Source organism: Streptomyces sp. NPDC043996 (assembly GCF_056435225.1).
In genome coordinates, this window is record NZ_JBWKEY010000005.1 from 564,760 (window position 1) to 586,176 (window position 21,417).

General features: G+C 74.6%; 14 protein-coding genes. All 14 read left to right on the top strand.

The window, feature by feature from the left end; genetic code table 11:
- Nucleotides 1-3: 3 nt before the first annotated feature.
- The 14 genes from AC07A4_RS16535 to AC07A4_RS16600 all read left to right on the top strand — a co-directional run bounded on the left by AC07A4_RS16535 (nucleotide 4) and on the right by AC07A4_RS16600 (nucleotide 21,395).
- Nucleotides 4-4,626: an amino acid adenylation domain-containing protein gene (locus tag AC07A4_RS16535; RefSeq protein WP_478598593.1), complete on the top strand. Its 4,623-nt coding sequence runs from the start codon at nucleotides 4-6 to the stop codon at nucleotides 4,624-4,626.
- Entirely contained in the window at nucleotides 4,623-4,934 is a 312-nt protein-coding gene (locus tag AC07A4_RS16540; protein WP_478598595.1) for a phosphopantetheine-binding protein, read from the top strand. The genes AC07A4_RS16535 and AC07A4_RS16540 overlap by 4 nt, the downstream gene beginning before the upstream one ends.
- Entirely contained in the window at nucleotides 4,931-8,443 is a 3,513-nt protein-coding gene (locus tag AC07A4_RS16545; protein ID WP_478598598.1) for a thioester reductase domain-containing protein, read from the top strand. Before AC07A4_RS16540 ends, AC07A4_RS16545 begins: the two co-directional genes overlap by 4 nt.
- A 7-nt stretch (nucleotides 8,444-8,450) precedes the next feature.
- Entirely contained in the window at nucleotides 8,451-9,308 is an 858-nt protein-coding gene (locus AC07A4_RS16550) for a 3-hydroxyacyl-CoA dehydrogenase family protein (protein WP_478598600.1), read from the top strand.
- 78 nt (nucleotides 9,309-9,386) lie between these two features.
- On the top strand, nucleotides 9,387-9,695 hold the full coding sequence (locus tag AC07A4_RS16555) for an acyl carrier protein (protein WP_478598601.1): 309 nt from the start codon (nucleotides 9,387-9,389) through the stop codon (nucleotides 9,693-9,695).
- Entirely contained in the window at nucleotides 9,692-10,801 is a 1,110-nt protein-coding gene (locus AC07A4_RS16560) for an acyl-CoA dehydrogenase family protein (protein WP_478598604.1), read from the top strand. Before AC07A4_RS16555 ends, AC07A4_RS16560 begins: the two co-directional genes overlap by 4 nt.
- A complete protein-coding gene (locus AC07A4_RS16565; protein ID WP_478598606.1) occupies nucleotides 10,798-11,784 on the top strand; it encodes a 3-oxoacyl-[acyl-carrier-protein] synthase III C-terminal domain-containing protein in 987 nt (328 codons plus the stop codon). The genes AC07A4_RS16560 and AC07A4_RS16565 overlap by 4 nt, the downstream gene beginning before the upstream one ends.
- A 2-nt stretch (nucleotides 11,785-11,786) precedes the next feature.
- Nucleotides 11,787-13,865: an HAD-IIIC family phosphatase gene (locus AC07A4_RS16570; RefSeq protein ID WP_478598608.1), complete on the top strand. Its 2,079-nt coding sequence runs from the start codon at nucleotides 11,787-11,789 to the stop codon at nucleotides 13,863-13,865.
- A gap of 11 nt (nucleotides 13,866-13,876) precedes the next feature.
- Complete coding sequence (locus AC07A4_RS16575) at nucleotides 13,877-15,430, top strand: amino acid adenylation domain-containing protein (RefSeq protein WP_478598609.1); 1,554 nt, start codon at nucleotides 13,877-13,879, stop codon at nucleotides 15,428-15,430.
- Complete coding sequence (locus AC07A4_RS16580; protein ID WP_478598611.1) at nucleotides 15,427-16,023, top strand: CYTH domain-containing protein; 597 nt, start codon at nucleotides 15,427-15,429, stop codon at nucleotides 16,021-16,023. Before AC07A4_RS16575 ends, AC07A4_RS16580 begins: the two co-directional genes overlap by 4 nt.
- Nucleotides 16,020-16,757 carry a tyrosine-protein phosphatase gene (locus AC07A4_RS16585; RefSeq protein ID WP_478598613.1) on the top strand — a complete coding sequence of 246 codons (738 nt, stop codon included), beginning with the start codon at nucleotides 16,020-16,022 and terminating at the stop codon, nucleotides 16,755-16,757. The genes AC07A4_RS16580 and AC07A4_RS16585 overlap by 4 nt, the downstream gene beginning before the upstream one ends.
- A gap of 3 nt (nucleotides 16,758-16,760) precedes the next feature.
- Nucleotides 16,761-19,373 carry an aminopeptidase N gene (gene pepN, locus AC07A4_RS16590; RefSeq protein WP_478598615.1) on the top strand — a complete coding sequence of 871 codons (2,613 nt, stop codon included), beginning with the start codon at nucleotides 16,761-16,763 and terminating at the stop codon, nucleotides 19,371-19,373.
- A complete protein-coding gene (locus AC07A4_RS16595; RefSeq protein ID WP_478598618.1) occupies nucleotides 19,373-20,314 on the top strand; it encodes a phosphoenolpyruvate carboxykinase (ATP) in 942 nt (313 codons plus the stop codon). The genes pepN and AC07A4_RS16595 overlap by 1 nt, the downstream gene beginning before the upstream one ends.
- 106 nt (nucleotides 20,315-20,420) lie before the next feature.
- The gene (locus tag AC07A4_RS16600; RefSeq protein WP_478598620.1) at nucleotides 20,421-21,395 is read left to right on the top strand and encodes a nucleoside-diphosphate kinase; all 975 of its coding nucleotides are present in this window, start codon (nucleotides 20,421-20,423) and stop codon (nucleotides 21,393-21,395) included.
- Nucleotides 21,396-21,417 lie beyond the last annotated feature (22 nt).

Genomic DNA, 21,417 nt, shown 5'->3' on the forward strand with positions numbered 1-21,417 from the left:
AAGATGAGCGAGCACACGCAACCGGCCCCGCCGCGGCGCGCCGCGGCCGAGGCGCCCCTCTCCACGGCCCAGCAGAGCCTGTGGTTCATCGAGCAGGCGCACCCCGGCACGGCCGCGTACCACGTACCGCTGCTGCTGCGCTGGCACGAGGCGGCGGACCTGCCCGCCCTGCGCCGCGCCCTGGGCTTCCTGGTGGACCGCCACGAGACGCTGCGCACCACGTACGCGTCGCGCGACGGCCGTCCCGTGCGGCGCGTGGGCCCGGCGCGGCCCCTCGACGTCACGGTGAGCCGACGGGACACCCGGCCGGGCCCGGAGGAGCTCGCCGCGGCCGCCCGGGCGCCCTTCGACCTGGAGAGCGGACCGCCGCTGCGCTGCCACCTGTGGCAGGGGGCGCCCGAGGGCGACACCCTGCTGCTGACGGTGCATCACATCGCCATCGACGGCTGGTCCCTCGCGACGCTCTTCGACGACCTGCGCGAGGCGTACGACGCGGCCCTGACCGGCGCCGCCGCCCCGGCCCGCGAACCGGCGGCCCAGTACGCCGACTTCGCCGCCTGGGAACACGAGTCCTGGCAGCAGCGCGACGTGGAGGGCCGGGCGGCCCGGCGGGCCGACGACCTCGCCGAGGCCGCCGACTCGCCGATGTTCCCCGGCGGCGGCCCGCGCGCCGACGTCCGCGCGGGCGGCCACCTGGCGTTCCCCGTGCCCGCGGACCTCTGGCAGGACACCGGGCGGCTGGCCGCACGGCTGCGGGCCACGCCCTTCGTCGTGCTCTTCGCCGCCTTCCAGGAGGTGTTGCGCCGCTGGTCGGGCGCGGAGGACTTCGTCGTCGGCACCGTCATGGCGAACCGGCCGAAGCCCGTCCTGGAGTCCGTGGTCGGCTGCTTCGTCAACGCCGTGCCCCTGCGCTGCCGTCCCGCGCCGGACCTCACGTTCGAGGAGTTGTGCCTGCGGTCGCGCACGGAGTCCTTCCGGTCCCTCGCCCACCAGGACATCCCCTTCGACCGCCTCACGGCCTACACCATGGCCAAGCGGGGCGCCGGGCGCGGCCCTCTGGTCGAGGTCGCCTTCGGACTGCAGAACATGCCAGCCCCCCGCGCCTCGGACCGCCCCCGGTGGCGGCAGCCCGAGCTCCTGCCCACCGGCACCGCCCGCTACGACCTGCTGTTCCTGATCGAGGACCGCGCTGACGGGGTCGGCGCCACCATCGAGTACGACAGCGCCCTGTGCTCGCCGGAGACGGCCGAGCGCTTCCGCGACGCCTACCTCGCGCTCCTCGCCGCCGCCGTACGAGCCCCGGACACCGCGCTCGCCGCGCTTCCGCTGTCAAGCCGGGCCCCGGGCGCCGCCGTCCCCGGCGTCCTCGCCGGACCCCGCAGGGACCTCAGCGGAAACGAACCGCCCGCCGACCGCACCCTGCTCGACGTGATCGCCGCCCGGCTCGCCGACGTCCCCGAAGCCACCGCCGTCCGCGTGGGCGACACCCGGGTCAGCCGGGGCGAACTCGACGACTGGTCCTGGTCCGTGGCCGCGCGCCTCACCGCCGAAGGCGCCGGTGGCCCCGGCGGCATCGTGCCCGTACTCGCCGCGCGCGGCCCCGCCCTGGTGGCGGGCTGGCTCGGCACGCTGCGCGCGGGCGGCGCCTACGTCCCGCTGAACCTGGACACCCCCGTCGAGCGCCTGGAGTACGTCCTGGCCGACCTGGACGCCCGGGTGGTCCTCGCCGACGAGGCCGGGGCGAAGGCCCTCCGGCAAGCCGCCGCCGACGTGCGCGTCCTCGACCTGACGGCGCTCCGGCACGGCCCCCAGGGCGAACGGAGGACCCCCGCGCTCGCCGGTCACGACACCGCCGTGGTCATCCACACCTCGGGCACCACGGGGCGGCCCAAGAGCGTCCCCGTGCCGCACCGGGGCCTCGCCAACACCGTGCTGTGGTGGGCCGACGACGCCCGCCTCGGTCCTGACGACCGGCTGCTGTGCGTGGTGGGCACCTCCTTCGACCCGGCCACGTTCGAGACCTTCCGCGCGCTGGCGTCGGGCGCGGAACTGGTCTACGCCGACGACGTGGAGCGCAAGGACGGCCGGGCCCTGCTGCGGCTCCTTCGCGCCAGCACGGTGGTGTCCATGACGCCGGGGCTGCTGCGCGCGGCTCTGGACGCCGAGGAAGCCACGGGCGTCGCCGCCACCGGGTCCTCGCTGCGCCTCATCCACCTCGGCGGCGAGCGGCTCACCCGCGCGCTCGCCGCGGAGTGCGCACGGCGCTGGCGGGTGTCCCTGCGCAACGTCTACGGACCCACCGAGGTCTCCTGCACCAGCCTGTCGGCGCCCGTCGACCCCGACGACCCGCAGGCGCCGCCGATCGGCTCCCCCGTGTGGAACACCCGGGCCTATGTGCTCGGGCCCGCCGGGGAGGAGCTGCCGCCCGGCGTGCCCGGCGAGCTCTACCTCGCGGGGGCCGGGGTGTCCGAGGGCTATCTCGGCCGCCCCGACCTGACCGCCGACGCGTTCCGCGCGGACCCGTTCGCCCCGGCCGACGAGCCGGACGCCCGGATGTACCGGACGGGGGACCGCGTCGTGGTCCGCGCCGACGGCCAGATCGCGTACCTCGGCCGCGCCGACGACCAGGTCAAGATCCTCGGCAACCGCGTCGAACCCGCCGAGGTCGCCGCGCTGTTGGAAGAACAGCACGACGCGGTGCTCTCCGCCGCCGTCACCGTCGCCGAGGACGGCCCCGAGCGCCTGATCGCGTACGTCGTGCTCGCCGACCCCGGCAAGCCGCCGACCCACGACGAGCTGGTGGAGCCGCTGCTTCGCTGGCTGCCCGCGGCCGTCCTGCCCGGCGCGGTGCACGTCGTGGACGCGCTGCCCATGACGCCCAACGACAAGATCGACTTCCGGGCGCTGCGCGCGCTGCGGGACGTGCCCCTGCCCCGAGCCGAGCGCCGGGCGGCCGACCTCGACCCGGCCCAGCGCTGGGCGAGCGAACGGTTCCTCGCCGCCCTGGCCGCCGACGGCCGCCTCGGCCGCGACACGGAGGCGCTCCAGGCGGGCGCGCTCGCCCCCGACGACAACTTCTTCGCCCTCGGCGGGCACTCGCTGCTCGCCGTGCGCATGCTCGCCGCCATCGAGCGCGAGGAGGGCGGCGCGCCCGCACTCGGCGCCTTCCTCGCGCGGCCGACGGTCGACGGCCTCGCCCGGCTGCGCGCGTCGGCACCCACCGGACCCCGGCGCGAGGCGGCGCCCACACCGCGCGACGGCCGGTACCCGGCGACCCCGATCCAGCAGCGCATGCTCTTCCTGGACCGGCTCGCCAGCCAGCGCACCGCCTATCTGGCCCCCACCGTCGTGGAGTTCACTGGCAGCCTCGACCGCCCCGCCCTCGCGCGCGCCCTGACCCACGTCCTTGGCCACCACCCGGCGCTGCGCTCCCGCTTCACCCTCGACCGGGAGAGCAGGCAGGTCTTCTACACGACCGACGGCACCGCCCCCGAGGTCCGCGAGAGCGACTGGACCGAGCAGGGCGAGGAGCGGTTCGCCGCGCACCTGAAGCAGCTGTGCTGGACGCCCTTCGACCTGTCCGCCGAGGCACCGGCCCGGGCGGAGGTCGCCGCGCTCGGCGAGCGCACGGTCCTTGTCCTGGTCTGCCATCACATCGTCACCGACGGCTGGGCCCAACAGCTCCTGCTGCGCCAGCTCGGCGAGGCCTACCGGGCGGTGAAGGACGGGGCCAGGCCCGACCTGCCCGCCGCCGTCCACCCCGGCGAACTGCCCGGCGACCTGCCCGGCGAGGGGGCCGCGCCCGACGCCGCCGCACGCGCCGAGGAGCTCCTCGCGCGGCTGCGCGGAGCGCCCACCGACATCGCGCTGCCCCGCGACCGCGAGCGCCCCGCCGTGCAGGACACCGCCGCGGACAGCAGCGCCGTGCGGCTCTCCGCGGCCACCAGCGCCCGGCTGCGCACCGTCCTCGCGGGCGCCGGGGCCACCCCCTCGATGGCGGCGTCCGCCCTCCTGGCCGCCGCGCTCGCGCGGACAGGGAGCCAGCGCGACTTCCTCTTCGCCTTCCCTTGGGCCGGGCGCGAGGGCGCCGCGGGCACCGCCGCCGTGGCCGTCCTGATCAGGACCCTCGTGCTGCGGGCCGACCTCAGGGGCGACCCCACCTGGAGCCAGCTCCTCGCCTCCGTACGGGAGGAGAGCCTGGCGAGCTACCAGTACGCGGACGTCCCCTTCGAGGCGCTCGTCGCCGGGCTTGACCCCGGCCGCGGCCTCGGCCGCCCGCCCGTCACCCCGGTCCTCGTGACCGCCGCGTCGGACCCGCCCGCCGTGCCCGACCTCGGTCCCGGCGTACGGGCCCGGCAGCTGCCGCCGCCCGGACTGCGCGTCAAGTACGAACTGGAGCTGATGCTGCGGGACGCCGACGACCGCATCGAGCTCGAACTGGCCTATGCGACGGCCCTGTTCGACCGCCCCACCGTGGACGCCCTGCTGGGCGCCCTCGCGCGGGCCGCCGAACTCCTCGCCACACGTCCGGAATCGCGGGTCCTCGACGATTCGCCCCCAGCGCCCAAGGGCGCGCACGCCGACCGGCCCGGCCAGGGCCCGGAGACTGGAGAAGACCAGCCATGACGGACTCGATGGAGGAGATACGGCGGATCTGGAGCACGGTGCTGGGCACCGAGGTCCACGACACCGACGTCAACTTCTTCGACGCGGGCGGGCATTCGCTGCTCGTCATGGTGCTCGAAGAGCACCTGGAGGAACTCGCGGGCCGCGAGATCGCCCTGGAGGACCTCTTCGAGCACACCACCATCCGCGCCCAGGCCGGACTCCTCGCCGGGGCGTCAAGCGCCCCGGCCGACGCCGGGCTCGGCGCCCGCGCCCGGGCCGAGCTGCTCGGCCGCAACCGCTCCGCGGCGGCGGAGGACCGGGCATGAGCCGCCCGACGGACATCGCGGTCGTCGGCGTCGGCTGCCGCTTCCCCGACGGGCCGGGCCCTGAGGCCTTCTGGAACAACCTGGCGTCGGGTGTCGTCTCCACGCGGGCGCAGTCCGAGGAGCGGCTGCGGGCCACCGGCCTGTCCGACGCGGAGCTCGCCGACCCCGCCTTCGTGGGCGTCGCCGCCACCGTGGCGGACGTGGAGCTGTTCGCCGCCGAGTTCTTCGGCTACTCCCCGGCCGAGGCCGAGAGCGTCGACCCCAGCCAGCGGCTCTTCCTCGAAGTCTGCTGGGAGGCGCTGGAGTCCGCCGGGCACGCGCCGTCCCCGGCGGGCACGGGACCCGTGGTCGGCGTGTTCGCCAGCGGCGGCCCGAGCCCCTACACCGTGGCCCTGCAGGCGGCCAGGCTGCGCGAGGGCGGCCTCGCCGCCGCCGTCGACGACCTGGACCTCACCCTCGGCGGCTCGCCCGACTTCCTGGCCTCGCGCGTCGCCTACAAACTCGGCACGCGCGGCCCCTCGGTCGGCGTCCAGACCGCGTGCTCGTCCTCCCTCACCGGAGTGCACTACGCCGTCCTGAGCCTGCTGTCCGGCGAGTGCGACCTCGCGGTCGTCGGCGGCGCGGCCGTCAGCGACCCGCTGGTCGGCTACACCTACCAGCCCGGCGGCGTGATGTCCGAGGACGGGCACTGCCGCCCCTTCGACGCCCGGTCCACCGGCACCGCCGCGGGCGCGGGAGCGGGCGCCGTGGTGCTGCGCCGCCTCAGCGACGCGCTCGCCGACGGCGACCCCGTGCTCGCCGTGGTGCGCGGCAGCGCCGTCGGCAACGACGGCTCGCAGCGCTCCGGCTTCACCGCGCCCAGCCCCACCGGCCTCGCCGGTGTCGTCGCCGGTGCGCTCGCGGTGGCCGGGACGGCGCCGCACACCGTCCGGTACGTCGAGGCGCACGGCTCCGGCACCCAGCTGGGCGACAGCCTCGAACTGCGCGGCCTCACCGAGGGCTTCCGCGTCGCCGCCGAGACCGCGGGCACCCCGGCGCCGAGCCCCGGCGGCTGCGCCCTCGGCTCGGTGAAGGCCAACATCGGCCACGCGGGCTGGGCCGCCGGGATCGCCGGGTTCATCAAGGCCGTACGGGTCGCGCACACCGGCGTCCTGCCGCCGCACCCGTCCTTCGAGCACCCCCGCGACCCGGGCGTCCTCGCCGACAGCCCGTTCCGCGTCCCGACCGAAGCCGCCACCGTCGCCGAAGCGGCCACCGTCGACGGCGCCGATGCCGACCGCGACGACTGGCACGTCCTGGTGAACTCGATGGGCCTCGGCGGCACCAACGCCACCGTGGTGCTCGCCCCGCCGCCCGCGCCCACCCGGCCCGCGGCCGAGCCCGGCGAGCGGGTGCGGCTCGTCCTGTCGGCGCGCACCCGCACGGAACTGGACGCGCTGTCCCGCCTGGTGGCCGACCGCGTCGACGCCGGGGACCCGGCGGGCGACGTGGCCCACACCCTGCGCGTCGGCCGCCGCTCCTTCGCCGAGCGCCGGGTGGTGACCGCGGCCCCGGACCGGCTCGCCGCCGCGCTGCGGCTGCCGCGCCCGCCGCACGCGCGGACCGTGCGGGCCACGCCGCGCGAGGTTCTCCTGGTCGTGCCGGAGGGGGCCGGGCCCGTACCGCCCAAGGCGTTCCTCGACCACCTGGTGAAGGCCTTCGGGGGCCGCGCCGACGTGGCCAGCGAGGCACCGGCCGATCCGCCGCAGGACCGCCATGTCCTGTGGCTGTCCGCCGAACCCGCCCCGGCCGGGGCCCACCCGCTCGCGCTCGGCCCGGGCGGCGTCCCGGACCCCGACGCCCTGGACGAGGCCCTCACCACGGCCTGGCTGCACGGCGCCGACGTCGCCTGGGCGCACCTCGCACGAGGCGCGGGCCGACGGCTCGCGCTGCCCACCTACCCCTACGAGCGGCGCCGCTACTGGGCCCTCGACCGGATCGACGTACGCTCCCTGTCCGCCCCCGTGGCGGCCCCGGCGGCCGAAGGACCGCAGTCGGGCGCCGACGATGTCGAGGACGCGCTCCTGGCCATCTGGGCCGATCTGTTCGGCACCCCGGCGATGGGCCTCGACGACGAGTTCGGCGCCCTTGGCGGAACGTCACTGCTCTCGGTCAGGATGGGCCTGGAGATCCACGCCCGGCTCGGCGTCCTGGTCAACCTGCACCGCGTCGGCGGCAGCCGGGCCACCGTGCGCAAGCTCGCGGCCACCGTGCGCGCCGGACAGCGGGCCAAGGACGCGACGCCCGACGCGACGCCGGACGTGGGGGAGATCGCCGACGGCGAGGGCGCCCTCGTCGACGCCGACCTCACGCTCCCGCTGGGAACGGCGTCGCCGACGACCGCGCCCGGCAGCGACGTGTTCCTCACCGGAGCCACCGGCTTCCTCGGCGCGTTCCTCCTGCACCAGCTCATCGCCGCGACGCCGCACCGCGTCTACTGCCTGGTGCGGGCCGACGACGAGGCCGAGGGCGCCCGGCGCCTGCGGGCGGCCGCGGCCTCCTACGGCCTTCCCGAGCCCCCCGCCGAGCGGGTGCGGGTGGTGACCGGCGACCTGCGCGAGGTCGACAAGGTCTGCGCCGCCTACCGGGACGGCGAACTGGCCCGCCGCGTCGGGCACGTGCTGCACTGCGCCGCCCGCGTCGTGTTCACCGAGCCCTACAGCGAACTGCGCGACGACAACGTCCTGCCCACCCTCGCCCTGCTGCGCTGGGCGCGGGAGCACGGCGTACGGGAGTTCAGCTTCGTCTCCTCGCTGGCCGCGACCGGACCCGCCCTCGGCGCCGACGGCAGGACCCTGGAGACCAGGGAGCAGCCCCTGGACCCGGCCCAGGGCGGCTACGGCGTCGGCAAGTGGGTCTGCGAGCGGCTCCTGGAGCGCGCGGAGGCCGACGGCCTGCGGGTCCGCGTGTTCCGGCCGGGACTGATCCTCGGCGCCACCGACACCGGCGCCTGCAACACCAAGGACATGGTGTGGCGCATGCTGGCCGCGGGCATCGCCACGGGCGCCCACCCGCGGGACGACCGGCCGATGCCGATGGCCCCCATCGACCTGGTGTCGCGGGCCGTCGTCGACCTCGCCTTCACGCCCGGCGCCGCGGGGCGGGCCTTCCACCTGGTGGCGCCCGAAGGGGTCAGCGCGCGACGGCTTTTCGCGCTGCTCGGCGACAGCGGGCTGCCCACGCGGCAACTCAGCCGCGCCGACTGGCTGTCCGCCGTCGTCGACCGGGCCCGCGCCTCGGACAACGAGGTCCTGAGCAGCATGGCCCTCTACGACCTCGCCGGACACGAGAGCGGCGGCAACGCGGTGGACGCCGAAGGATGGCGGCCCTGGCTGACCGCGGGCGGCCACCGCCCCGAGCCCACCGGTCCTTCGCTGCGCGCCGGGCTGCGGCACCTCGCCGCCAAGAACGCGGCGTTCCTGGAACTCCTCGGGAGCCGCGTCGCCCCCGAACCCGACCGAGAAGTGTGAGGAAGACGTGACGGAACGACAGCAGGGTGAACTCCTCGCGGTACTGGGCGCGGGAGTCATGGGCGTGGGCATCTCCGCGCTCGCGCTCGGCCACGGCATCCCGGTGGTTCTCGTCGACGTGGACGCCGCCGCCCTGGAGCGGGCCGCAGAGGAAGTGCCCCAGCGGGTCCGCCAGGGCCAGTTCCTCGGCAAGCTGCCGCGCGACACGACGCCTCCCGCGTTCGTGACCACCACCTCCCTCGACGAGGTGAAGGACGCCACGGCCGTCATCGAGGCCGTGGTGGAACTGCCGTCGGTGAAGGCCGAGGTCCTCAAGCGGGTGTCCGCGCTCGTCGCTCCCGGCACGCCGGTGGTGTCCAACACCTCCGGCATCCCGGTCGACGAGCTCGCCGGACACACCGCGCGCCCCGCCGACGTCCTCGGGGCGCACTTCATGAACCCGCCGTACCTGATCCGCACCGTGGAGGTCATCCGCGGACCGCGCACCTCGGACGCCGCGCTCGGCAAGGCCCTGGCGCTGCTCACGGCCCTCGACCGCGAGGCGATCGTGGTGGGCGACGGCCCGGGCTTCGTGATCAACCGGGTCCTCCAGCGGATGATCAACGAATCCGCGCGCATCGTCGAGGAGGGCATCGCCTCCCACGGCGACGTCGACGCCCTGTTCGAGGGCTGCCTCGGCCATGCGACGGGCCCCCTCGCCACCGCGGACCTGATCGGCCTCGACAACGTCGTCGACAGCCTCCGGGTGCTGCACGAGCGCACCGGCGACGCCGGGTTCGCCCCCTGCGACCTGCTGCTCAGCAAGGTCGACGCGGGGGACTTTGGACGCAAGACGGGGCGTGGCTTCTATGCGTACGCCCTCTGACCCGACGGGTCCGCACCCCCACCAGAGCACCGCCGTTCCTTCGGAAACCCCGACCGTGACCGAGAGGCCCTGATCACCGTGACTCCCTCGTCCGTCCCCTCGTCAGCCCCCTCCGCAGCCCAGCCGACGACCGCCGAGATCGAATCCGAGCTGCTCGCCTTCCTGGAGAGCCGCGTGAAGGTGCCGGTCGAGCCCGACACCGACCTGTTCGCCTCCGGGGCGATCACCTCGCTGGTCGCCCTCAGCCTCGTCGTCCACGTCGAGACGACGTACGGCTTCGCCGTCAAGGGCGACGACCTGCAGTTGGACTACTTCCGCAGCGTGCGGGCCATGGTGGCGCTCATCGAGCGGCTGCGGGCCGAGCCAGGGGACGGGGCCCGCTCGTGAACGAGGCCCTGGAGCAGGCGGCCGCCCTCGCCACCGGCCTCGCCGAGGGGCGGGCCGAGGAGTGGGACCGCCGTGCCGACCTGCCGCGCGAGGTGATCGGCGAACTCGGCGCCAAGGGCGTCCTGTGCGCCGACGTGCCCGAGGGCTTCGGCGGCCTCGGCCTGAGCAGCGCCGACACCGGGCAGCTGCTCGCCGCCACCGGCGAGGCGTGCGGCTCCCTGCGCAGCGTCATGACGTCGCAGGGCATCGCCGCCTGGACCGTGCGGCGGTTCGGCTCCGAGGAACAGCAGGCCGACTTCCTGCCGCGCCTCACGTCCGGCGAGAGCGCGGGCGTGGCGTTCAGCGAACCGGGCGCGGGCAGCGACCTGGCCGCGATGGCCACGGAGATCACCCGCGAGGGCGACTCGATCGTGATCCGGGGCGAGAAGACCTGGGTGACGGGCGCCCACTACGCGTCCCTGCTCGTGGTCTTCGGCCGGTACGGCAACGGCGCCGCCATCGCCGTAGTCCCGGCCGACGCCCCCGGAGTGAGCGTGGAGCGCGTGCCCGACCCGCTCGGCTGCCGCGCGGCCGGGCACGCCACGGTGCGCCTGGACGGCGTGCGCCTGCCCGCCGGACACCTGCTCGGCGGCGCCGGGATGCCGGTGTCCCTCCTGGTGACGTCGCCGCTCACGCACGGCAGGATCTCCGTGGCCTGGGGCTGCGTCGGCATGACGCGGGCCTGTCTGCGCGCGGTCGTACGGCACAGCGCCCGCCGGGAGACCTTCGGCAGCCGCCTCGCGGAGCACCAGTTGGTCCGGCGCCACATCGCCGAGCTGTACGCGGGCGAGCGCGCCTCGACCCACGCGTGTGAACGCGCCAGCGCCGACTGGGACGCCGGTCTTCCGCGGCACACCTCGTCGGCCGTGCTCGCCAAGCACACGGCCGCCGGGCACGCCGCGCGCGGCGCGGCCAGCGCCGTACAGGTGCTCGCGTCGGCGGGAGCGGCGTCCTCGCACGTGGTGGCCCGCGCGTACCGGGACGCCAAGCTGATGGAAATCATCGAAGGAAGCAACGAGATCAGCCAGCTGCTCCTGGCTGACGAGGCGATGACGGTGTGGGCATGACGACGCGTGAAGGGCACGGCGACGAGATCGGCCTGGGGGCCGTCCACTGTCTGCTGCCGGACGAACGAACGAAGGTGGCGGACCTGCCGGAGACGGGCCTGCTCGGCCACGAGGAGGCCGAGTTCGCCCGGACCTGCGGCGTGGAGAGTGTCGGCGTGTTCGACGGGCGCGCCACCGCGGACCTCGCGGCCGAGGCCGTCCGGGGGCTCGGCCTCACCGATGCCGACCAGCCGGATCTACTGCTCCTGGTCAGCCCCCGCTCGCCGGACGTGCTGCTCGGCTCGGACGTCGGCCAGGTGCAGGCCGAGTCCGGTCTCACCAAGGCCTTCTCCTTCACCGTGGACGGCCTCGGCTGCACCGGGTCGAGCGCCGCCTGGGCCCTGGCCCGCGACCTGCTCGTCGCCGACCCGGGCCGCCACAGCGCGGTGATCGCCCACGCCAGCCGCCCCACGGGCGCCGACCGGGTGCGCCACCCGGTCACCGTGATCGGCGACGGCGCGTACGCCATGACCATGGTGCGCGGCGGCCGACCGGTCCTTCGGGCCCACCGGATGGAGAGCGACGGCACCTTCCACGACCTGTTCCGCGTCGACTACAAGTCCGCGCCCTGGTACGAGTGGCGCGAGGAGTGCCAGTCCCCGGACCGCTACCGGTTCGAGCTGGCCATGCGCAGCAGGGAGCGCCTGAGCCGCCTGGTCGACGAGGTACTCGCCGACGCCGGGATCGCCAAGCGGGACATCGCCGCGACCCTGATGCAGAACGTCACGGCGGGCGCCTTCGACTTCTACGAGAGCCTGCTCGGCCTGGACATCCACACCGTCTGCCGCCGCCACCTCGCGGACCTCGGCCACCTGGGCGCGATGGACGTCGTGCTCAACCTCCAGCAGCTGCTCGCCGAGGGCGGACTGCGGCGGGGCGACGCCGTGCTCGTCCTGAACAACAGCCCGGTCGCCGCCTGGGCCGCCACACTCTGGGAGATCTGATCATGTCGCAATCCGCAGCCGGGCCGACGCCGACCGCAGCCGCGGCGCCCCTGGTGAAGTGCCTGGTCTGGGACCTGGACAACACTCTGTGGCGGGGCACGCTCCTCGAGGACGAGGACGTCGAGCTGACCGAGGACATCCGGCGCACCGTCATCGAGCTGGACGCGCGCGGCATCCTGCAGTCCGTCGCCAGCCGCAACGACCACGACCTCGCCTGGGAGCGCCTGGAGAAGCTCGGCCTCGCCGAGTACTTCGTCCTGCCGCAGATCGGCTGGGGCCGCAAGTCGGACTCCGTGCGCGCCATCGCGAGCCAGCTCCAGTTCGCCGAGTCGGTCATCGCCTTCATCGACGACCAGCCCACCGAGCGCGCCGAGGTCACCCACGAGCTGCCCGCCGTGCGGACGTACGAGGCCGAGCGCGCCACGGAGCTGACCGGCCTCGCGGAGTTCAGCCCCGCCCACGTCACCGAGGACGCCGCGAACCGCCGCGCGATGTACCAGGCCGGGTTCCGGCGCGAGCGGGCCGAGGAGGAGCACGTCGGCTCCAGCGAGGAGTTCCTCGCCTCCCTCGACCTGCGCCTGGTCATCGCGCACGCGGGCGCCGACGACCTGGCCCGGGTCGAGGAACTGACCCTGCGCACGAGCCAGATGAACGCCACCGGCGTGCACTACTCGGACGCCGACCTGCGCGCCCTGCTCGCCGACCCCGGCCACGACGTCCTCGTCATGAGCCTCACCGACCGCTTCGGCAGCCACGGCGCCATCGGCGTGCTGCTCCTGGAGCGCGGCGAGACGAGCTGGCGCCTCAAGCTCCTCGCCACCTCCTGCCGCGTGGTCTCCTTCGGCACCGGCGCCACGATCCTGCGCTGGCTCATCGCCCAGGCGCACCGCGCCGGGGTGCACCTGACCGCGGACTTCCGCGCCACCGACCGCAACCGGATCATGGAAGTGGCCTACCGGTTCGCCGGGTTCGACCCGCGGCCGTGCGCCGACTGCGCACCCGCCGACGAGCCCGGCGCGGCCGATGGCGAGGAGGGCGGCGTCCAGCGCCTCCACCTCGTCCCCACCGCCCAGGACGTCTCGACCACCATGCGGGTCACCGCCCCGACGCTCGGCGCCGAGCGGCGGCACTCCGTGCACGAGGCCTACGGCTACCGCGTGGAGTGCTCGTACGACATCGCCGCGCGCGGCGTGGTGCGCGACTTCTTCGGCCCCGCCCTCGCCGCCGACGCCCTCACCGACGCCCACACACCCGCCGTACGGCTCGGCTTCTCCGTCCAGGACGGACCGGCCACCGAACCGGTGAACCCGCCGCACAACCTGGACGTCATGACGGGCGACCCCATCGTGATCGACACGGCGAGCTCCCGCTGCGTGTTCGACCCGGCGGCCGCCTCCGGCGAACTCACCCTGGCCCGGGCCGACCTGGACAGCTCCGCCGTGTGGGGCCGATGGATACTGGAGCGGCTCTTCCTGTACCTCATCTGCCGCTCCCCGCGCAGCTACCCGCTGCACGCCGGGGCCATTGAGGCCGAGGGGCGCGTCGCGGTCCTGACGGCCGCCGCGGGCGTGGGCAAGTCGACGTTCACGTACTGGGCGCTGCACCGCGGGGCACGGCTTGTCGGCGAGGACATCCTGGCCAGGAACATGGACGAGCCCGGCGGCGCGCTGTGGGGCTACCCCCGCGCCCTGTACCTGACCCCCGAGATGATCGCCCGCAGCGAGGCGCTCCAGGGCGCCACCGCCGCGCCGATCGAGAACGGCGCCAAGTGCCGCGTCACCGTCCCCGAGGCGCTTGAAGACCGGCTGCTGCCGCGGGCCCGCCCCTCCTGCCTGGTCTTCCTGGTCAGGGGCGAGGGCGGCGCGCCGCGCGCGCTCGACCTCACCGAGGCCCTGGACCGCTGCCGCGAGGACTACGCCACCGCGAAGAGCGCCGAGGACCTCGCCGCGGTGGAGGCGGACCTGCGGGCGCTCCTCGCGGGGCTGCCGATCTGGGAGTTCCAGGTCTCCGACGACCTGGACGAGAGCTACGACCGGCTGCACGCGGCCCTGACCGCCCTGCCGACGGCGGCCACCGAGTGACCAGGAGAACCATGCACGAGCTGAAGGACGCCACGTCCCTCTACGAGGTGTTCGCCGGGCAGGCCGCCGCGCGCCCGGACGCCGTGGCGGTCACGCAAGGACCGCACGGCCTCACCTACCGCGACCTGGAGAGCGCCGCGCGGGAGTACCGCGCCGGTCTCGCCCAGCACGGCGTACGGCCCGGGGACCTGGTGGGCATCAGCCTCGAACGGGGCTGGGAGGTCGTCGCGGCGATCCTCGCCGTCCTTAGCCACGGCTGCGGCTACGTCCCGCTGGACCCGTCGTACCCGGCGGACCGGCTCGCCTTCATGGCCAAGGACAGCGGCGTGCGCGTCACGATCTCGGGCCGGGACAACGCCGCGCTGCCCGCCGGCTTCGTCCGCGTGACGCGCGCGGACGGAGCCGCGCCCGCGCCCGCCGCGCCCCTGCCGAGACCGGCGGGCACACCGGCCTACGTCATCTACACCTCGGGTTCGACCGGCCAGCCCAAGGGCGTCGCCGTCCCCGAGAGCGCGGTTCTCGAACTGTTCAGGTCCTGCTCGGACGGGCCGTTCGAGTTCGGCCCCGACGACGTCTGGACGCAGTACTTCAGCTACAGCTTCGACTTCTCCGTCTGGGAGATCTGGGGCGCCCTGCTGTTCGGCGGGCGGCTCGTGATCGTGCCGCCGGAGACCGCCCGCCGCCCCGCGGCCCTCCTCGAACTCCTCGCCGGGGAGCGGGTCACGGTGCTCAACGCGGTGCCGAGCTTCTTCAAGTACATGCCGAAGGCGTACGAACGCGCCCCCGCGCCCCTGGCCCTGCGGTACGTCGTCTTCGGCGGCGAGCAGCTCGACCCGCTCTCCGTGCGCCGGTGGATGGGCCTGCGGCCGGGCGCCGAGACGCTGGTCAACATGTACGGGATCACCGAGACGACCGTGCACGTCTCGTACGGCCCGCTCACCGAGGACCGGGTGGCGTCCGACGGCTCCGACACCTGGATCGGGGAGCCCCTCGCGCACCACCGGATGGCCCTGCTGACCCCGGAAGGACGCCCCGCGCCCGACGGCGAGCCCGGCGAGGTGTACATCGCGGGCCCGGGCCTCGCCGACGGCTACTTCGGGCGGCCCGACCTGACGGCGGAGCGCTTCCCCCGGTTCAAGCTGGCGGGCGACGACGAGACGCGGACCTGGTACCGCACCGGCGACGTCGCCCGGCGGCTGCCCGACGGCACCTACGCCTACCTCGGCCGCAACGACCGGCAGATCAACCTGCGCGGCTTCCGGGTCGAACTCGGCGAGGTCGAGGCGGCCCTGCGCGCGCACCCCGCCGTCGCCGACGCGGTGGCCATCGCCGAGGACGCGGCCGGCGGCGAGTCGCTCCTGGTGGCCTATGTGGCCCTCGCCGAGGGCCAGGCGGCCACGGAACAGCTCACGGCGGAGCTCCGCGAGGCGTGCCGCGCGCGGCTGCCCGCCCACATGCTGCCCAACCGGATCGTGCTGGTCTCGGAGATGCCGCTCGCCCCCTCGGGCAAGCTCGACCGGGCGCGTCTGACCACCGACCGCGGGCTGCGGGTGGAGGTGCGATGAGCCTAGAGATCGAGCGCAAGTTCACGGTGGCGGACGGCTGGACGGTGCCCCCGGGCGCGACCGGGGAGCGGCTGCGCCAGGCCTACCTCTCGCCGCGCGACGCCGCCGTGGAGTTCAGGGTCAGGGCCAGGGGCGACGCCCGCGTCATGACGGTGAAGACTTTCGACGCCGCCTCCGGCGCCATGGTGCGCCAGGAGGTCGAGTTCGCGATCGACGACGCGGTCTTCGCGGAGCTCTGGCAGCTCGCGGGCGGCGACTGCCTGAGCAAGTACCGCTGGAACGTCCCGCTGGAGCACCACCTGGCCACCGTGGACGAGTACGACGGGGCCCTTGCCGGGCTGCGCGTGGTCGAGGTCGAGTTCGCCAGCGTCGAGGAGGCCAGGAGCTTCGAGCCGCCCGACTGGTTCGGCGAGGAAGTGACCGGAAGCCCGGCCTGGAGCAACCGCGAACTCGCGGCATCGGCACGAGCGCTGCCCGACGGACAAGCGCCGCACGGAGAACTGCCGCACGGAGAACCGTCGCCCGGAGAACCGCCGCACGGAGAACCGCCGCACGGAGAACCGCCGCACGAAGAACAGGGAGACACCCGATGAACCGGCACGTCGCTTTCGAGCGCCTGCACAACTTCCGCGACCTGGGCGGATACCGCTCGGACGACGGCAGGACCGTCGCCTGGCGGACCCTGTACCGGGCCGACTCGCTCGGCAAGCTGCAAGGCGCCGACTGGGAGCGGTTCCTGGAGCTCGGCGTGCGCACCGTCATCGACCTGCGCTACCCCTGGGAGATCGAGGCCAAGGGCCGGGTGCCGGAGGCCGAGCGGTTCCACTACGCCAACCTGAGCATCGAGCACCGGCCCTACGACCAGGCGGAGATCGACCCCGCCCTCGACCCGTGGCGCTACCTCGCCGACCGGTTCGCCGAGGTCACCGAGGACGGCGCGGGGGAGATCCGCCAGGTCCTGGAGCAGATCGCGACGGCCCCGGGCCCCGTCGTCTTCCACTGCACGTCTGGCAAGGACCGCACCGGCCTGATCGGGGCGTTCGTCCTCACCCTGCTCGGCGTGGACCGCGCGGACGTCCTCGCGGACTTCGCCCTGACGGAGCTGGCCACCGAGCGGCTGCTCGCCGACTGGCACACCGCCAACCCCGACCGGGTCATGAAGTGGCCGGGCTACGGCCGCGCCCCCGCGACGATCATGGAGCTGGTCCTCGCCGACCTGGAGGCCCGCTACGGCTCCGTGCACGGCTACCTCAAGGACCGGGTCGGGCTCACGGACGACACGGTCGAGCGGCTGCGGTCCCGCCTCCTCGTCGGCGAGGACGCCTGACCCATGCCCGGAACGAACCTGACGGCCCAGGAGGCCGCACACCGCTCGCGCGCGGTCACGGTGGACCGTTACGACATCACGCTGGACCTGCGCGCCGCCGCGGGCTCCGGCACCTTCCGGTCGGTGACGGAGATCCGCTTCGACTGCGCGGATCCCAACGCGCCGGTCTTCCTCGACCTGCGGGCGCCCGCGGTGCGCGACGTCGTGGTCAACGGCCGCGCCCTGGCCGCCGAGCAGGTCTTCCGGGACTCCCGGATCGAGCTCGCGCACCTCGCGCTCGGCCGCAACGAGGTGCGGGTGGTGGCGGACTGCGCGTACACGAACACCGGCGAGGGGCTGCACCGCTTCACCGACCCGGAGGACGACCACGTCTACCTGTACACGCAGTTCGAGGTCGCCGACGCCCGCCGGGTCTTCGCCTGCTTCGACCAGCCGGACCTGAAGGCGCAATTCCGGTTCACCGTGAGCGCGCCCGCCGACTGGACGGTCATCTCCAACACGGCCGCCGCCACCGTCGAGGCGGCCACGGACCACCAGGGCGGCACCGTCTGGTCGTTCGGCCGCACACCGCGGCTCTCCACCTACGTCGTCTCCCTGGCGGCCGGGCCCTACCACGCCGTGCGCGCGCAGGCCCGGCGCGGCGACCGCACCATCCCGCTCGGCCTGTACTGCAGGCAGAGCCTGGCCGCGCACCTCGACCCGGACGAGATCCTCGCCGTGACGCGCCAGGGCTTCGACTGGTTCGAGGAGCGGTTCGGCCACCCCTACCCCTTCGAGAAGTACGACCAGATCTTCGTCCCCGGCTTCAACGCCGGGGCCATGGAGAACGCGGCCGCCGTCACCTTCCACGAGAAGTACGTGTTCCGCTCCCGGGCCACCGAGGCCGCCCACCGCAAGCGCGCCGCGACGATCCTCCACGAGCTCAGCCACATGTGGTTCGGCGACCTCGTGACCATGGCGTGGTGGAGCGACCTGTGGCTGAACGAGTCCTTCGCCACCTACAGCTCGTTCGCCTGCCAGGCGCTCGGGCCCGACCCGCGGTGGGCCGACGCCTGGACGACGTTCGCCAACCACCAGAAGGCCAAGGCGTACCGCCAGGACCAGCTTCCCTCCACCCACCCCGTCGTGGCCGAGATCCGCGACGTCGAGGACGTCCTCGTCAACTTCGACGGCATCACCTACGCCAAGGGCGCCTCCGTCCTGAAGCAACTCGTCGCGTACGTCGGCACGGACGCCTTCTTCGAGGGCGTACGCGCCTATTTCGCCGCCCACGCCTACGGCAACACGCGCCTCGATGACCTGCTGCGGGCCCTGGAGGAGTCCTCGGGGCGCGACCTCGGCACCTGGTCGAAGCAGTGGCTGGAGACCGCGGGCATCAACGTGCTGCGGCCCGAGGTCGAGACGGACGCGGACGGTGTCATCACCGCCTTCCGCATCCGCCAGGAGGCACCGGCGCTGCCGCCCGGCGTCCCCGGTGAGGCGACCCTGCGCCCGCACCGCGTCGCGGTCGGCTGCTACACCCTGGACGCCGCGAGCGGGGAGCTGCGGCGCGTCCACCGCACGGAACTGGACGTCGCCGCCGCGGTGACGGACGTACCCGACCTGGTGGGGCACCGCCGCCCCGACGTGGTGCTCCTGAACGACGACGACCTCAGCTACGCCAAGGTCCGCTTCGACGACGCGTCCCTGCGCGCCCTGACGCGCCACCTCGGCGCCTTCGCCGAGCCGCTGCCCCGCGCCCTGTGCTGGGCCGCGGCCTGGGACATGACGCGGGACGGCGAACTGGCCGCCCGGGACTATCTGCGCCTGGTGCTCTCCGCCGTCGGCGCGGAGAGCGACATCGGCGTCGTGGAGACCCTGCACCGCCAGGTCCTGCACGCCCTGCACCACTTCACCGACCCCGCCGAGCGCGCGAGCCTCACGGCGCTGTGGTCCGGGGCCGCCCTGGAGCGGCTGCGCACGGCCGCGCGCGGCGGCGACCACCAGCTCGCCTGGCTGCGGGCCTTCGTGGCGGCGGCCCGCACCGAGGAACACCTGGACCTGCTGGCCGCGCTCCTCGACGGGGCGGCACCGGGACCCCTCGCGGTGCCCGGCCTCGCGGTGGACGCCGAAGTGCGCTGGGCGGTCGTGGTGCGCCTGGCCGCCGCCGGACGCCTCGACGAGGACGGCATCGCGGCCGAGGAGCGCCGCGACGCCACCCCCACGGGCGCCTGCCACGCGGCCACGGCCCGTGCGGCCCGCCCCGACGCCGACGCCAAGGCGGCCGCCTGGACGGCCGTGGTGACCGGCGGCGACCTGCCCAACCAGCTCCAGCGGGCGGTCATCGCGGGCTTCACCGAGACCCTCGACCCGGCCCTGCTCGCGCCGTACACGGACCGGTACTTCGCGGCCCTCCACGACGTGTGGCGGACGCGCAGCCACGAGATGGCCAAGCAGATCGTGCTCGGCCTGTACCCGGCGGCGGGCGGCCGCCCCGCGCTCGACGCGGCCGAGTCCTGGCTGGAGCGCCACCCGGAGGCCCCGGCCGCGCTGCGCCGCCTGGTCCTGGAGCAGTACGACGACGCCGGACGCGCCCTGCGCGCCCAGGCCACCGACCGAGCCCGGAGGGACAGCTGATGAGTGAGGACAGTTACGAGTTCTACGGCTACCGCGTCGTCTGCGCGGCGCCCCCGGAGGCCGAGGCCGTGGTCGGCAGGCTCTTCGGCGCCCCCCTGCGGCCCGACGGCACGGCCCGGCCGTGGACGCCGCGCACCGTGCGCCTGTCCGTCGAGCTGACCGACACCGACCGCGACCCCGTGCCGCCGCCGTACTTCCCCCCGCACTGGGACACCTCGGACGAGGTCGTCCTCGACACCGGCAGCTCCCGCGCGACGGTCGACCCGGCGGCCGGGACGGTACGGGTGACGCTGGCCAGGGCTGACCTCGACGACCCGATCGTCTGGGGCCGCTGGCTCGTCGAGAAGGCCTTCCTCGTCCTCACGCTCCGCTCCGAGCGGCACTACGGGCTGCACGCGGGCGCCCTGTCCGTCGACGGGCGCGCGGCCCTGGTCACCGCGGCCAGCGGTGTCGGCAAGTCGACCTTCACGGCGTGGGGCCTGTTCCAGGGCGCCGACTTCGCCGGTGAGGACGCGATGATGCGCCACCTCGACGACCCGGAGGGCCGGTTCTGGGGCTACCCCCGCTGCGCCTACCTCGACCCGGCGCTGATCAAGAGCAGGCCGGAGCTCGCCGACGCGCGGGCCGTGCCGGTGCCCGCGCGCGACAAGAGCCGCGTGGAGTGGCCCGCCCGCTACGAGAGCAGGCTGCGCCCCGCCGTGCGGCCGCGGGCGCTGCTCGTGCTTACCCGGGACCACCAGACGGTCCGCCCGCTGGGGGCCGACGCGGCGCTCGGCCTGTGCCGCGAGGACTTCGCGGCGGGCAAGGACGACCCGGCCGTCCTGGAGCGGGTGGAGAGCGACCTGCGCGCGCTGCTCGCGGACATGGCCGTCGTCGAGTTCGGCCTCTCCACCGACCTGGACGCCAACTTCGCCCGCCTGAAAGCCGTGCTGAACGGCTGACACCGGACCCGCACCACCGGAACGCCGCACCACCAGGAACGCCCGCACCACCAGGAACGCCCGCACCACCAGGAACGCCCGAACCACCAGAAACGCCCGCACCACCATGAACGAGAGAGTGAGAGGCGAGATGGGCCCCACCAACTGGAGCACCCTCACGCGTATGCCGGTCAAGGCGTACCACTACGAGCTCGACACCTGTTTCCGCGAAGGGCTGAGCGAGTGCCAGGAGGCCTTCGGCGACCAGCTGGGCCACGTCCTGCACCGCTCCGCGCTGCTGCTGGTCAAGCCCGACGGCATGGCCACCGGCAAGCTCGGGGTCATCCTGGACTTCCTGACCGACCACAAGTTCACCGTCGTCGGTGCCGAGATGTTCCGCTTCGACCGGCACACGGGCCGTGAACTCTGGCGCCACCAGCACACCCTGGCCACCCTGGACCGCCTCGCCGTCAACGACGTCGTCCTCCAGGCGGGTCCCACCCTGATGCTGCTCCTGCGCAGCCACGGCGACCACGCCGTCCCCGCGACCGTGCACCTCAGCTCGCTCAAGGGCAAGGCCGACATCTCGCAGCAGGCCGCCGACAGCCTGCGCAGCCTGCTGCAGCGGCCCAACCGGATGTGCAGCATGATCCACTGCGCCGACGAACCGGCCGACCTGGTCCGCGAGCTGAACCTGCTGATGGACCCCGCGCCGCGCCGCCGTCTGCTCGCCCGCCTGGCGGAGGGCGTCCCGTCCCCGGCCGACGAGGAACTCCTGGACCGGGTGCTGCACTCCGGCGAGTTCGGCGGCGTCCGCCTCGACCGCGACGCGGCCGCCCACCGCCTCGGCCAGCTCGTGCGGGAGCGCGCCGCCGAGCGCCCTGACCTCGCGGAGCCCGCGGGGCGCGTCCGTGCCTGGCTGGCGGGCGCGGAGCGCGGCGAGCCGCTGCCGTGGCGGGAGTTCGCCGGTGTCCTCGCCTCGCTCGACGTGCGGCCGGACGTCTGGGACCTCGCCATGGTGGGCGCCAGCCACATCCAGGAGGACGAGCCCGGCGCCATCAAGGTGATCGGCAACCCGGCGCCCGACTCCTGGCTCACGTGACCCCGCCCGCTGCGCCGTCCCA

Coding starts and splice junctions, on each gene's coding strand:
- AC07A4_RS16595 (WP_478598618.1), top strand. CDS start 19,373: ATGAGTGAGGACAGTTACGAGTTCTACGGCTACCGCGTCGTCTGCGCG.
- AC07A4_RS16570 (WP_478598608.1), top strand. CDS start 11,787: ATGTCGCAATCCGCAGCCGGGCCGACGCCGACCGCAGCCGCGGCGCCC.
- pepN (WP_478598615.1), top strand. CDS start 16,761: ATGCCCGGAACGAACCTGACGGCCCAGGAGGCCGCACACCGCTCGCGC.
- AC07A4_RS16575 (WP_478598609.1), top strand. CDS start 13,877: ATGCACGAGCTGAAGGACGCCACGTCCCTCTACGAGGTGTTCGCCGGG.
- AC07A4_RS16540 (WP_478598595.1), top strand. CDS start 4,623: ATGACGGACTCGATGGAGGAGATACGGCGGATCTGGAGCACGGTGCTG.
- AC07A4_RS16600 (WP_478598620.1), top strand. CDS start 20,421: ATGAACGAGAGAGTGAGAGGCGAGATGGGCCCCACCAACTGGAGCACC.
- AC07A4_RS16545 (WP_478598598.1), top strand. CDS start 4,931: ATGAGCCGCCCGACGGACATCGCGGTCGTCGGCGTCGGCTGCCGCTTC.
- AC07A4_RS16565 (WP_478598606.1), top strand. CDS start 10,798: ATGACGACGCGTGAAGGGCACGGCGACGAGATCGGCCTGGGGGCCGTC.
- AC07A4_RS16585 (WP_478598613.1), top strand. CDS start 16,020: ATGAACCGGCACGTCGCTTTCGAGCGCCTGCACAACTTCCGCGACCTG.
- AC07A4_RS16535 (WP_478598593.1), top strand. CDS start 4: ATGAGCGAGCACACGCAACCGGCCCCGCCGCGGCGCGCCGCGGCCGAG.
- AC07A4_RS16580 (WP_478598611.1), top strand. CDS start 15,427: ATGAGCCTAGAGATCGAGCGCAAGTTCACGGTGGCGGACGGCTGGACG.